The organism is Amycolatopsis sp. NBC_00345 (assembly GCF_036116635.1).
Lineage (GTDB): Bacteria > Actinomycetota > Actinomycetes > Mycobacteriales > Pseudonocardiaceae > Amycolatopsis.
The window spans coordinates 2,293,934-2,307,395 of record NZ_CP107995.1; the positions used below are offsets into that span (position 1 = coordinate 2,293,934).

12 protein-coding genes are annotated in these 13,462 nt (G+C 72.3%); 9 read left to right on the forward strand and 3 right to left on the reverse strand.

The genetic code is table 11. The features are described from left to right. Positions 1–47 precede the first annotated feature (47 nt). The 9 genes from OG943_RS10150 to OG943_RS10190 are packed head-to-tail and all read left to right on the forward strand — an operon-like array spanning position 48 to position 10,207. Entirely contained in the window at positions 48–1,172 is a 1,125-nt protein-coding gene (locus tag OG943_RS10150) for a substrate-binding domain-containing protein (protein ID WP_328609463.1), read from the forward strand. Continuing rightward, entirely contained in the window at positions 1,169–2,677 is a 1,509-nt protein-coding gene (locus OG943_RS10155; RefSeq protein ID WP_328609464.1) for a sugar ABC transporter ATP-binding protein, read from the forward strand. The genes OG943_RS10150 and OG943_RS10155 overlap by 4 nt, the downstream gene beginning before the upstream one ends. Next, positions 2,674–3,678 carry an ABC transporter permease gene (locus tag OG943_RS10160; protein ID WP_328609465.1) on the forward strand — a complete coding sequence of 335 codons (1,005 nt, stop codon included), beginning with the start codon at positions 2,674–2,676 and terminating at the stop codon, positions 3,676–3,678. Before OG943_RS10155 ends, OG943_RS10160 begins: the two co-directional genes overlap by 4 nt. Before the next feature lie 9 nt (positions 3,679–3,687). Continuing rightward, entirely contained in the window at positions 3,688–6,045 is a 2,358-nt protein-coding gene (locus OG943_RS10165) for an RICIN domain-containing protein (protein ID WP_328609466.1), read from the forward strand. A gap of 7 nt (positions 6,046–6,052) precedes the next feature. Beyond that, positions 6,053–6,934, forward strand: coding sequence for an SMP-30/gluconolactonase/LRE family protein (locus tag OG943_RS10170; protein ID WP_328609467.1), 882 nt, complete (start codon positions 6,053–6,055; stop codon positions 6,932–6,934). Then, on the forward strand, positions 6,931–7,899 hold the full coding sequence (locus OG943_RS10175; RefSeq protein WP_328609468.1) for a Gfo/Idh/MocA family protein: 969 nt from the start codon (positions 6,931–6,933) through the stop codon (positions 7,897–7,899). Before OG943_RS10170 ends, OG943_RS10175 begins: the two co-directional genes overlap by 4 nt. Then, the gene (locus OG943_RS10180) at positions 7,896–8,828 is read left to right on the forward strand and encodes a sugar kinase (protein ID WP_328609469.1); all 933 of its coding nucleotides are present in this window, start codon (positions 7,896–7,898) and stop codon (positions 8,826–8,828) included. The genes OG943_RS10175 and OG943_RS10180 overlap by 4 nt, the downstream gene beginning before the upstream one ends. 1 nt (position 8,829) lies before the next feature. Then, the gene (locus tag OG943_RS10185; protein ID WP_328609470.1) at positions 8,830–9,600 is read left to right on the forward strand and encodes an IclR family transcriptional regulator; all 771 of its coding nucleotides are present in this window, start codon (positions 8,830–8,832) and stop codon (positions 9,598–9,600) included. Next, positions 9,590–10,207, forward strand: a complete 618-nt coding sequence (locus OG943_RS10190) for a bifunctional 4-hydroxy-2-oxoglutarate aldolase/2-dehydro-3-deoxy-phosphogluconate aldolase (protein ID WP_328609471.1) — start codon at positions 9,590–9,592, stop codon at positions 10,205–10,207. The genes OG943_RS10185 and OG943_RS10190 overlap by 11 nt, the downstream gene beginning before the upstream one ends. An 84-nt stretch (positions 10,208–10,291) precedes the next feature. On the opposite strand, the gene OG943_RS10195 is transcribed toward OG943_RS10190, so the two are convergent. From OG943_RS10195 to OG943_RS10205, 3 genes are all read right to left on the reverse strand, one after another. Further along, complete coding sequence (locus OG943_RS10195) at positions 10,292–12,037, reverse strand: CocE/NonD family hydrolase (protein ID WP_328609472.1); 1,746 nt, start codon at positions 12,035–12,037, stop codon at positions 10,292–10,294. A gap of 77 nt (positions 12,038–12,114) precedes the next feature. Then, the gene (locus OG943_RS10200) at positions 12,115–12,726 is read right to left on the reverse strand and encodes an SDR family NAD(P)-dependent oxidoreductase (RefSeq protein WP_328609473.1); all 612 of its coding nucleotides are present in this window, start codon (positions 12,724–12,726) and stop codon (positions 12,115–12,117) included. A gap of 82 nt (positions 12,727–12,808) precedes the next feature. Next, on the reverse strand, positions 12,809–13,396 hold the full coding sequence (locus OG943_RS10205; RefSeq protein ID WP_328609474.1) for a TetR/AcrR family transcriptional regulator: 588 nt from the start codon (positions 13,394–13,396) through the stop codon (positions 12,809–12,811). Positions 13,397–13,462 lie beyond the last annotated feature (66 nt).

Genomic DNA, 13,462 nt, shown 5'->3' on the forward strand with positions numbered 1-13,462 from the left:
CTCACTGCGCACACGGGTGTGCAAATCGCGCAACAAAGGAGTTCGCCATGACCGTCACCCGCGTCCTCATCACCACGACCGCACTCGTCGCCGCGACGGCGCTCACCCTTTCCGGCTGCACGTCGGCGACCGACGACGCGAAACAGCAATCCGGCCAGGCCGCCGCGAAACTGACCGGCTCGACCGAGTTCAACGACGCGAAGCTGGGCGAGCTCGCCGGGAAGATCAAGCAGGCCGTGCAGGGCAAGGGCGCCGGTGCCGTCCGTGTCGCGATGGTGATCAACAGTCCGTCGGCGTACTGGACCGAGGGCCGCACGGGCATGGAGAACGCGGCCAAAGAGCTTGGGGCGCAAGCGAACTTCCAAGCACCGGCGGGCGGTGACCTCAGTGCCCAGCTGTCCATCCTGGACACCCTGCGTGCGGACAAGGTGGACGGGTACACCGTCTCGGCCGTCGACCCCCAGGCCGTCATCGGGTCGGTCGGCGCCGCCCAGAAGGCCGGGATCGGCGTGGTCGCGATCGACTCCCCGCTTTCCGGGACGCCGGATCCGGTCACCTACCTCGGTACCCCGAACACCGACGCCGGGCAAAAGGCCGGGGAATCGATGAAAACGCTCCTCGGCGGTTCCGGAAAGGTCGCCATCCTCACCGGTTCGCTGACCGCCGCGAACGCGACCCAGCGCATCGCCGGATTCAAGAAATCGATCGAAGGAACCGGCATCCAGGTCGTCGACACGCTCAACGATGATTCCGATCCGTCGAAAGCGCTGTCGAACGCGCAGACCGTGCTGCAGGCGAATCCGGACCTCTCCGGGATCTACACCGTGTGGTCCTACGACGGCCCCGCGGCCGGGCAGGCGGTCAAGGCGGCGGGCAAGGCCGGCGCGGTGAAGGTCGTCGCCGACGACGCCGAGCCGAAGACCGTGGAGTTCGTGCGCGACGGCGTCGTCCAGGCGATGGTGCTGCAGCGGCCGTACCAGCAGGGTTACCTCGGCGTGTACCTGCTGACCGCGCTGAAGGTGCTCGGCAAGGACGCGACGAATCAGCTCCTGCGGCCGTACCTGGCCGAGAAGGACGGCGTCAGCACGCTGAGCTCGGGCATCGGCCTGGTCACCGGCGACAACCTGCAGACCTATCTGGACGACCTCAAGAAGCTGGGGGTCACGCAGTGACCGCCGCCCACGTCGAGGCGGCCGGGCTGCGCAAGCGGTACGGCACCGTCGAGGTGCTCAACGTCGACCGGCTGGCGTTGCGCGGCGGCGAGGTCGTCGCCGTGCTCGGTGAGAACGGCGCCGGCAAGTCGACCCTGATCCGCGTGCTGACCGGCGCCACCGCCGCCGACGAGGGCCGGGTCGCCATCGGCGGCACGGCGTTGCGCAACGGCGACCCGGCGCACGCCCAGGAACTCGGGGTGGCGACCGTGTCGCAGGAGTTCCCGCTCGTGCCCGAGCTGTCCGCGGCGGAGAACCTCATGCTGGGCCGGCGCGCCGGCACCGGGCGGGTCGTGTTCGACCGCCGCGGGACCGAACGCGCCGCCCGCGCGATGCTCGCCCGCATCGGCGCCGACATCCCCGTCCGACGCCCGGTCGCGCGGCTGTCGGTCGCCCAGCGCCAGCTCGTGGAGATCGCGAAGGCACTGGGCCGGGAGCCGTCGGTGCTGGTGCTCGACGAGCCGACCTCGGCGCTCGGCCCGGTCGAGGCGCGCCGCGTGCTGAAGTGCGCGCGGGACCTGGCCGCCCAGGGCAAGGTCGTGCTCTTCATCGGCCACCGGCTCGACGAGGTGCGCGAGATCGCCGACCGCGTCATCGTGCTGCGCAACGGGCGGCTCGTCGCGGACCTGACCCCGGAGCAGGCGACGCACGAGGCGATGATCCGCGCGATGGCCGGCGACGAAGCCGAGGTGCTGGTCGAAGGCGATCCGCCGCCACCGGGCGACGAACCGGTGCTGACCGTGCGGGCGCTCGAGGCCGCCGGCATCGGGCCCGTCGGCTTCGAGGTGCGCCGCGGTGAGATCCTCGGCGTCGCCGGCCTGATGGGCTCCGGGCGCAGCCGGCTGGTGCACGCGCTGATGGGCGCCACACCGGTCACCGCGGGTTCGATGCGCCTCGACGGCCGCCCGTACGCGCCGAAGCACCCCGCCGACGCCGTCCGCGCGGGCGTCGGCCTGGTCCCCGAAGACCGGAAGCACCAGGGGCTGCTGCTCGACGCCCCGGTCCGCTGGAACATCTCGCTCGCGTCGCTGCCCCGCCTCGCCCGCCACGGCTTCTACCTCGGCCCGCGCGCCGAAAAGGCGTTCACCGACGAGGTGCGGCGCTCGGTGCGGGTCCGCTGCGCCACCCAGGAACAGCCGATCGGCACGCTTTCGGGCGGCAACCAGCAGCGCGCGATCTTCGGCCGCTGGTTCGCCACCCGCCCGAAGCTGCTGCTGCTCGACGAGCCCACCCGCGGGGTCGACGTCGGCGCGAAGGCCGAGATCTACCACCTGGTCGAGTCCTTCGCCGCGCAGGGCATGGCCGTGGTGATCGCCTCCTCCGAACTGGAGGAGCTGATGCGGCTGACGCACCGGACCGTCGTCCTCGCCGGTGGCCGGCTCGCCGCGACCGTCCCACGCTCGGCGTACAGCAAACAGGCCCTGATGACCGCCGCCAACGGCGTCCCGGAAGGAGTGGCACCGTGACCGCCACGGAGACCGGACCGGCCGCGCCGGACACCGTGCCCGAGCGGGGCGGCCCCTCGTTCCTGCGCGGCAAGGAGATCGGCGTCGTCGGCGCCGTCGTGGTGGTGTTCGCCGTGTTCGCGCTCGGCAACGCCAACTTCGCCGGCCTGTCGAACCTGCAGACCATGGGCGTCGACCTGGCCCAGTACGGCCTGCTCGCGCTCGGCGTCAGCTTCGTCATCATCACCGGCGGCATCGACCTGTCGGTCGGCTCGGTGGTCGCGCTGTCGGGCGTGTGGTCGGCGTGGCTGAACGTCCACGCGGGACTGCCCGACCTCGCCGCCATCGCCGTCACGCTGGTGACCGGCGCGGCGATCGGGCTGATGCACGGCTTTTCGGTGACCATCCTCGGCGTACCGCCGTTCGTCACGACCCTGGTCACGCTCGTCGCCGCCCGGGGCGCGGCGCTGGCGCTCACCCAGGGCTTCCCGATCGACGGCGTCGGGGCGACCTTCACCAGCGTCGCGCAGTACCGGATCGCCGCGATCCCGGTGCCCACACTGCTGTTCGCCGGCGCGTGCGTGCTGGCGTGGTTCTTCCTCGAACGCACCCATGTCGGCCGCCAGCTCTACGCGGTCGGCGGCAACGCGGAAGCGTCCCGCCTCGCCGGGATCCGGACGCGGCGGCGCGTGGTGCTGGCCTACGTCGTCAGCAGTGTGCTCGCCTCGGCGGTCGGCGTGCTGGTGACCGCGCGGCTCACCGTCGGCCAGCCCAGCGTCGCCACGGGCTGGGAGCTCAACGCGATCGCGGCCGCGGTCATCGGCGGGATCAGCCTGAGCGGCGGCGTCGGCCGGGTGATCGGGGTGGCGTTCGGCGCGGTCCTGCTCGTCTGCATCAACAGCGGCCTGGTCATCCTGCACGTTTCGCCCTACTACCAGCAGATCGTGCTCGGCGCGGTGCTCGCCGTCGCCGTCGTCACCGACCGGCTGCGCGCCCGCCGGTCCGAACGCCACCAGAGCTGAGGAACCACCATGAGACGCACTCTCTTCGCCGTGCTGGCCCTCGCGCTGGCCGCGACCGTGCCCACCCCCGTCCGCGCCGAGGCCGCGGAGACCACATACACCATCGTCGAGGCGCAGAGCGGCAACGCCTTGGGCCTGACGCGCACCGGGACCGACCCGGTCGTCACCGTCGACCCGTACGCCGGGAACCGCGACCAGCTGTGGCGGCTGGCCGACCTCGGCGACGGCTGGAACGAGATCGTCAACGACGGGACCGGAAAGGCACTGTCCACAGTAGACGGCCACGCCGACGACGGCGCCGTCGTGCACCTGTGGGACTACCTGGGCACCTTCCCCGACCAGCACTGGCGCGTCGCCGACGCGGGCGGCGGCACGGTCGCCATCGCCAACCAGGGCACCGGCAACCGTCTGCTGTCCACCAAGGACGGACAGACGGCGGCCGGCACCGAGGCCCAGTTGTGGAGCCCCGTCGCAGGCCGCGCCGGGCAGACGTGGAAACTCGTCCCGACCACCTTCGAGCGCGGCGTCACCGTGCACGACGACGCCGTGGGCCAGGCCCCGCGGACCGACGTCGCCACCGGGCTCGAGGACGTCAACCACGAGATCTACGGCGGCATCTACAGCCAGCTGCTGTTCGGCGAGGCGTTCCAGGAACCCGAGCACGACGCCGGCGTCAGCGGCATGTGGCGGCCGGTCACGACCGGGGGAGCGCGGGGCGCCTACGCGCTCGACGCGACCGCGCCGTTCAAGGGCAAGCAGGACCAGCGGATCACCTTCGTCTCCGGGCGTGGCAGCGTCGGCGTCGAGAACCGCGGCCTCAACCGCCAGGGCATCGGCTTCGTGAGCGGCAAACCGTACGAAGGCAAGATCACCCTGCGGACGACGCGACCCGTGAGCCTCGCCCTGCAGAACGCGGACGGCAGCCGGACCTACGCCCGGACGTCGATTCGCCCGCAGGGCTCCGGCTGGCGCACCTACAGCTTTTCGCTCACCTCATCGGCCACCGATGCCCACGCGCGGTTCACCGTCGAACTCACCGCGCCCGGCACCGCCGACGTCGGGTACGCCTTCCTGCAACCCGGTGACTGGGGCCGTTTCCACGGCCTGCCCGTCCGCAAGGACGTCGCCGACGCGATGGTCCAGCAGGGCCTGCGCGCGATCCGGTTCGGCGGCTGCGCCAACAGCGGCTGCGGCGACGTCTCGGACTACAAGTGGAAGACCATGATCGGCGACCCGGTGACCCGGCCGGTCACCCAGGGCTTCTGGTACCCGTACGAGTCCAACGGCTGGGGCATCTTCGACTTCCTCCGCCTCGGCGAGGCGATGGGCATCGAAGCCGTGCCTTCGCTGAACATCGACGAGACCCCGCAGGACATCGCCGACCTGATGCAGTACCTCTACGGCGCGAAGGACACGACGTGGGGCGCGAAGCGCGTCGCCGACGGCCACCCCGCGCCGTACGCCGTGCACCGCCTCGAACTCGGCAACGAGAACGCCGTCGACGAGACGTACTGGACGAAGTTCAAGGCACTGGCCGACGTCATCTGGTCCTACGACCCGGCGATCAAGCTGGTCGTCGGCGACTTCACCTACAGCGACGTGATCACCGACCCGTTCCACTTCACCGGCGGCGGCAAGGTGAACACCCTTGCCGCGCACCAGAAGATCCTCAACCTCGCGAAGCAGTACGGCGCCGAAGCCGACTTCGACATCCACCTGTGGACCCAGGACGCCGGTGGCGTGCCGTCCCAGATCCGGGCGCTCGACAGCTACGCCGACCAGCTGGGCCGGATCGCCCCGGGCGCGAAGTACAAGGTCGTCGTCTTCGAGCTGAACGCCGACAGCCACGACCTCGCCCGGGCGATCGGCAACGCCTACGCGATCAACGCCCTGCAACGCCGGCCGAAGGTCGACGTCGTCTCCTCGGCCAACGCGCTGCAGGTGGACGGCCAGAACGACAACGGCTGGGACCAGGGCCTGGTGTTCCTGAACCAGAACCAGGTCTGGGCCCAGCCGCCGTACTACGTCCACCGGATGAAGGCGGCCTCGTGGCAGCCGGACGTCCTGCGCACCGACGTCACCGGCGGCGACGAGCTGTTCGACGTCACCGCACTGGCGAGCCCCGACCGGAAGAAGCTGACGATCGACGTGGTCAACGCCTCGGACACGCCGCTGACCTACACCCTCCGCCTCGACGGGCTCCGCGGCCGGGCCGCGGTGAGCGTCCTGGAAGGGCGGCCGAACGGCGTGAACACCGCCGGGAATCCGCGCAACGTCGTCCCGGAGGAGTCCACTGTGGACCTTTCGACCGGATCGGTGACCCGGGTTTTCCCGGCCCACTCCTACACGTCCCTGCGACTCGGTTAGGCGGGCCATGCGCACCTACCAGGCCCAGGCGTGCCTCGACGAGCGCGCCGACCACGCGGAGGGCCCGCTCTGGGACGACGTCCGCGGCGAGCTGCTGTGGGTCGACCTCGACGCGGGGCTCGTCCGCCGCGCGATTTGGGACCCTCCCCGGCTTTCCGTCGTGGAGACGTACTCGCTCGGCGAAGCGGTCGGCGCGGTCGTGCCGTGCGCCGACCCGGCCGACGGCTGGGTCGTGGCGAGCGAGTTCGGCTTCGCCCGGCTGGGCACCGACGGCTCGCTGCGAAAGCTCGCCGAGCCCGAACGTGGCCGCCACTCGCGGATGAACGACGGCGCGGCCGACCCCCGCGGCCGGTTCTGGGCGGGCAGCATGGCCCGCGACCGCAAGGCGGGCGCGGGTTCCCTGTACCGCCTCGACGGCACCGAAGCCGTGCGCGTGCTGGCGGGCTCGACGATCTCGAACGGCCTCGCCTGGCGGAACCCCGACGAGTTCTACTACATCGACACGCCCACCCAGCGCGTCGACCTGGTGACCGCGGACGGCCGGCGTGAACCGGCGTTCGCCGTCGACCCGGCCCTGGGCGCGCCGGACGGGATGGCCATCGACGCCGAAGGCGCGCTCTGGGTGGCGCTGTGGGGCGGCTCGGCCGTCGTCCGGTTCAGCCCGCGCGGCGAGGTGCTCGCCCGGGTCGACGTCGCGGCCGGCCAGGTGAGCAGCTGCTGCTTCGGCGGCCCGGACCTGGCGACGCTGTTCGTCACGACGTCCCAGGAAGGCTTCACCCCGGAGCAGGCCGCCGCGGAACCCCACGCGGGCAAGCTCTTCGCCGTGGACACCGGGATCGCCGGGCTGCCGGCCGACCGGTACCGGCCCGACGAAAGGACCGCCTCGTGACCAGGGTGGCACTGGCCGGCTGCGGGGCGATGGGCGAGATCGTCGCCCGCACCGTCTACCCGGCCCTCGGCGGCCTCACCGCCGCGATCGACCCCGACCCGGCGCGCGCCGGCGCGGTCGCCGAGCTGACCGGCGCGCGGCCGTTCACCTCGCTGGCCGAAGCCCGGCGGGAAGCCGGGATCGAAGCGGTCGACGTCCGCGTGCCCCACCACCTGCACGCGGCTGTGGTCCTGGAGGCCCTCCGGTCCGGGTGCCACGTCCTCGTCGAGAAGCCGTTCGCCACCACGCTGTCCGACGCCCACGCCATGGTCGCGGCGGCCGACGATGCCGGGCTGGTCCTGGCCGTCGCCGAGAACTACCCGCACCTGCGCGCGGTGCGCGACGCCCGGGCCGCCTTGGCCGCGGGCCGGATCGGCGACGTCGTCGCGCTGCGCTCCACCCGCGCGTACCAGGTCGGCGGGGTGTGGGTGCGCGACGGCTGGCGCCATGGCGGCGGGCCGTCCGGCGGCATCCTGCTCGACCAGGGCACCCACCAGGTGAGCCTGCTGCGCTGTCTCGGCGGGCCGGTCGCGGCGGTCGCGGCCGCCGGTGACGCCGACACCGTCGCGCTCACGCTGCGGATGGCGAGCGGGGTCACCGCCCAGTCCGTGCTCACCTGGTCCGCGCCGGGCCCGGCCGCCCAGGCCGAGGCCACCGTGCTCGGCACCGGCGGCCGGCTCGGCGTCGTCGTCGACTACGACGCCGACGAGGGCGGCTGCCACGTCTGGACGCCGGCGAGGAGCGAGCACACGGGCAAGGAGAACTACTACGACAGCCACCGCCGGATGGTCGAGGACTGGCTCGGCGCGATCCGCACCGGCGCCGAACCGGTTGTGCCCGGCCGGGAAGGCCTCGCCGACCTCGCCGTGGTGCTCGCCGCCGCGGAGTCGCTGGAGCGCGGCGGCGGTTTCGTGGAGATCCCGTGACGCGGCCGGACGTCGTGTGCCTCGGCGAGAGCATGGCCCAGCTGGTGCCCGCCGACGGCGAGCCGCTGCGCCACGCGACGCGGTTCGCCCTCACCACCGCGGGCGCGGAGTCCAATGTGGCCCGGGCGCTCGTCCAGCTCGGCAGCACGGCGTCCTGGGTGAGCCTGGTCGGCGAGGACGCACTGGGCACCAGGCTGCTCGACGACGTCGCCGCGGCCGGAGTCGATGTCTCGCTGACCCGGCGCCGGCCCGGACGGACCGGGTTCTTCGTCAAGGACCCGCACCCGGGCGGCTCCACGGTCACGTACTACCGCGATGGCTCGGCGGCCACCCGGCTCGGCCGCGCCGACGTCGACCGGGCGCTGGCCGCGCGGCCCCGGCACCTGCACCTGTCCGGAGTCACGCCTGCTCTGTCGGCATCGTGTCGCGACGCGGTCGGCTACGCACTCGGCTGCGACATCGCGACCAGCTTCGACGTCAACCACCGTCCCGCGCTCTGGCCGGACGCCGGCGAAGCCGCGACCGTCCTCAGTGGACTGGCTCGCCGCGCGGACGTCGTGTTCACCGGGCTCGACGAAGCGGGGGCGCTCTGGGGCGCCAAGACCGCCGGCGACGTGCGCGAGCTGCTGCCCGAGCCGGCCGTCGTCGTGGTCAAGAACGGCGGGACCGACGCGACGAGCTTCGGCCCGGACGGCGTGGTCATCGTGCCCGCGCTGCCCGTCGACGTCGTCGAGCCGGTGGGCGCGGGCGACGCCTTCGCCGCCGGCTGGCTGCACGGGATGCTGACCGGCCTGGCGCACCCGGCCCGGCTGCGGCTCGGGCACCTGCTGGCCGGCGCCGCGCTGACGTCGCTGTCCGACCACTTCCCCCTCCCACGGCCGCCCGCCGAACTCGTCCGGGCCGCCGTCGCGCCGACCCCAGGGAGCTGACATGTCCCAGTCCGTCGACCGGGCCGCCGTCATCCTCGACGCCTGCGCCCGCGGGCCACGCCGGCTCTCCGACCTCGCGCAGGAACTCGACGTGCACCGGTCCACCGTGCTGCGGCTGCTGCAGACGATGGAACGGCACCGGCTGGTGCGGCGGCTCGACGACCTCACCTGGGCCATCGGGTTCGGCCTGATCGGGATGGCGCTGGAGTGCCTCGACGGGATGGACCTGCGCACTGCCGCCCGGCCCCGGCTGGAGCGGCTCGCCCGCGAAGTCGGCCACACGATCCACCTGGCCGAGCTCGCCGGCACCGACATCGTCTATGTCGACAAGGTCGAAGGCCACGGTGCGGTCCGGATGGCTTCGCGGATCGGCGCGCCGGCCCCGGTGCACACCGCCGGCGTCGCGAAGGCCATCCTGGCCGGCCTGGCGCCCGACCGGCGTGACGCGATCCTCGCGACCACGACGTTCGAGAAGTTCACCGCGTCGACGATCACCGGCCCCGGCGACTTCGCCGCCGAACTGACCCGGGTACGCCAGCAGGGCTACGCCGTCGACGACGGTGAGTACGAGAGCTTCCTGGCCTGCATCGCGGTTCCGGTGCGCGACCACGCCGGCGCCGTCCACGCGGGAGTGTCGATCACGGCGCTGTGCGCGATCGAACCGCTCGAACGCCTCCGCCGGCACCTGCCGCTGCTCTGGGAACTGGCGTCGGAGATCTCGCAGGACCTCGGCTGGGACGGCACTTCGGGGGTGCGCCGCCATGCCGGCTGACGACCTCTTCGCCCGGCGCTTCACCGCGCTGCCGGTCATGGTGATCCTGCGCGGCCACGATCCCGCCACCACCGTGCGGCTCTGCCGCGACGCCCGGGCGCTGGGCGTCGAGCTGATCGAAGTTCCTTGGCACGGTGAGGAATCCGCGCCGTCACTGGCGGCCGCCGTCGAGTGGGCGCGCGAAGAGCCGGGCGCGTGCGTCGGCGCGGGAACCGTCACCACGCTCGACGCCCTCGACGTCGTCCGGGGGCTGGGCGCCGGGTTCACCGTCGCGCCGGGCTTCGACGCGCGCGTGGCCCAGGCGAGCGTCGGGCACGGCCTGCCGCACCTGCCCGGCGTCGCCACCGGAACCGAGGTGGGTGCCGCGCTCGCCGCCGGTTTCCGTTGGCAGAAGGCCTTTCCCGCGAGCGTGCTGACGCCCGCCTGGATCACCGCGCTGCGGGCGCCGTTCCCCGGCGTGCGGTTCGTCGCGACCGGCGGGGTCGACGCCGGCAACGCGGCGGCGTTCCTCGGCGCGGGGGCCCGCGCCGTCTCCTTCGGCAGTTCCTTCACCCCGGAGGCCGTGCTCGCCGTGCGGCCTCCGAGAACGGCGGACAACGAGGTGTGAGCGCCGGTCGGTCTCCGCGGACTGGGCCAAGGCACGCGTCTTCCGGCACGGTTACCGCAGCTCTGCCGGCCCAGGGTGGATGACCTACCGCGACGGAATGACCGGCAGCAGCAAAACCGGACGCTGCCCGGCTCGGCTGGCCAGCGTGGTCACGCCGCGGTAAGCCGGACGGTCACGATCACCCGGCAGCTCGTGCCAGTAGGCGCCGCTGCCGCGGAGCTCCCGGCCGTAGGTGAGCTCGTGCGGGCCGGGCAGCTGGTGGGTGTAGTCCTGGCCTCGGACCGAAACGCCGATCCGGTACCCGGCCGGGGCGACGATCGAGAACGGCCAGATCTCCACGTTCGCCTCGTAGGTTTCCCCGGGGGTCACCGGCGCCGGCCCGGTGTGGGCGTGCCACGGCCGGTACGGCAGGGAACGGTCCGGGTCGAGCGCTCGCTGCGAAAGGCGCAGCCAGCCCTGGCCGAGCGGGCCGTGGGGTTCGAACGCGGTGGGGAAGAGCACCTCCTCGCCGCCGGGGGAGAACAGGTGCATCGTCACGAAGAGGTCCGCGTCCTCGGTGGTCGAGGCGACGAACAGGTTCACCGCGGCGGGGCCGGTGATCTCCACCTCCCGGTCCAGCGGGGGCAGGGTGAAGAGCACTCCCTCGGACCGGGCCTCGAACGCGGTCTCGTGCTCCCCGGCCGGTTCCTCCCCGACGAGCGAACCCGCGCCGAGGTCGAGGTGATAGCGGGTCCAGTCGGTGCGGGCGAGCGGCCACTCCTGCTCCGTGCGGACGAAGAAGCTGTCCGGCGTCCTGACCTTGAACTGGACCGGTGGCCGCCGGTCCCAGCCGTTGTCCTCGCCCTTGAGGAAGTGGTCGAAGAACTCGCGCTGCAGCTCGACCCCGTAGTCGGTGTAGAACTCGGTCCAGTGCTCGAGACCGTGGACTTCCAGCCACTTCCGGCTCGAAGCGATCCGGGAGTACGCCTCGAAGTTGCCCCGCGAATGCAGGCCCATGCCACCCCAGTTGGAAGCCGACAGCACGGGCACGGTGATCTTCTCCAGCACTGCGGACCGGCGCCGGTAATAGTCGTTCTCGTACGGGTTCGCGCGCAGCACGTCGCCGATCGCGATGGCGTTGGCCGCCAGCTCTTCGGGCGTTCGCACCGGTTTCCCGGACACCCGGCGGCCGGTGTGCGGGTTCAGCGGCGCCTCACCGCGCCCGTGCTGGACGCGGGTGACCTGGTACGGCATCCAGCTCGGCAGGAACTCGGTCGGGATGCCGCCGTGGTGGGTGTACTCGCGGTAGTAGTCCGAGGCGCCTTCCCACGGGCAGATCGCGGCCAGGTGCGGCGGCGCGAGCTCGGCCACCTGCCACTGGTTGCTGGCCAGGTAGGAGATGCCGAGCAGGCCCACCTTGCCGTTGCTCCACGGCCGGGTGCCGGCCCATTCGATGCTCTCGTAGAGGTCCTGCGTTTCGCGGGGGGAGAAGAAGTCGATCGCGCCCTCGCTGCCGCCGGCGCCGCGGGTGTCGATCCGCACGCAGACGTAACCGCGCGGCACCCAGCGCTCGGGGTCGGGGTACTCCCACACCTGGTAGGCGTTGGTGGAGTGCGCGGCGACCTCGGGGTGCTCGGTCAGGAGCGAGCGGAACTGCGAGGGGAAGCCCTCCTGGAACGAAAGTCCCTTGCCGTACGGGCTCGCCGCGAGCAGCACGGGGTGGGGCGCGTCGTCGTCGGGGCGGAAGATGTCGGCGGCGAGGGTCACCCCGTCGCTCATCGTGATGCGGACGTCCCAGTCGACGCGCATGCCGTCACGCAGTTCGCTCTTGGGCGGGTAGTGCTCGGTCATGAGGGTTCCCTTTTGTTGGGGCTGGTGGGTTTCAGCGCCGCCATCGCGGCGATCCCGGCGAGCGGGAGAACAGTGGGCTAGGGACAAGGCGGTCTGCACCGGAAGCGGGGCCGCGAACGCGAAGATGCCGACACCGAGCACACCGATGCCGGCGAAGCCGCCGATGTTGAGCAGCTGAGGCTTCCGACGTAGGTATCGAAGACGTTCTCGGCCGGCCTTCGGTCCGCGGCGTCCTGCGCGCCGCTCACCTTGACGAGTGCGGCGCCCGCCGGGCCGCGCCGCACGAAGGTAGCGACCCAGCCGCCGTCGATCAGCAGGCTCGACCCGTGGAGGTAGCCGGGGCCGGCGAGCAGCTCGTCGATGGTGTCGCCGAACGGCGTCGGCAGGAACACACCCGCGGCGTGGGCCAGCACGTCGATGGCGCCGAACCGGTCGAGGGCGCGGCCGACGACCTCGGCCGGCCCGCCGTCGGTGGTGACGTCTGCGCGGACGGCCGCCGCGCCGGCCCCGGCGCTCTCGAGCTGTGCGTGGACTTCGCCGAGCCGTGTGCGGTCCCGGCCGACGAGGACCACCTGCGCGCCGGCGTCGCCCAGCTCGCGGGCGATCTGGGCGCCGATGCCGGCGCTCGCCCCGGTGACGACCGCGACCTTGCCCTCGAGTGTCCTGCCCGTACCCGGCACTGTGCGCACCCCGCGTTCACGTTAGAAAACTTGCGTTAAGCGAGTATGCGCAGGGGTGGGCCACTAATGCAAGATTTCTTGCAAAACAGGGTCAGTGATCACCCAGGAGGCGGTCGACCAGCACGTCGAGGGCCTCGTCGGGGTGCTGGTAGCCGAAGATCGCGCGCAGGTAGATGGGCGCGAGCACGATGTCGAAGACCTCGGCGACGGTCGGTGGGCGCGAAAGGCCGGCGGCGTTGTGGTCGATCGCGCGCTGGATCTGGTCGGTCCGCTTGCGCAGGTAGGTCGCGGCCTCTTCACGCCGGGGCGACACGCCCGGGTTGTCAAGCGCCGAGCCGGCGGCGGCCAGTGCCCGGTAGAGGGCGAAGCCTTCGTGGGTGCTGACCTGCCCGGCCACCGAGCGGGCCCAGGCGAGCAGGTCCGCGCGCAGGTCGCCGGTGTCCGGGAACGGCGACTCCTCGTTGAGGTGGGTCACGGCCACGTCGAGGACGAGGGCCTCGATGGTCTTCCAGCGCCGGTAGATGGTGACCTCGTGGATGCCCGACCGTTCGGACACCTCGCGCACGGAGATCGTGTCGCGCCCCTCGCCGAAGAGCGCGCGGACGGCCGTATGCACCGCGTTCCGGGTGCGCGCGGTGCGCCCCCCGGGGCGGGTCCGGTCGTCGGATGCCTCAGTCATCCCCGCAGATTAGCCGAGCGCCCCGATCCTCGGCCCGCTGACGGCGAAACCGAATTCGAGGGGGCG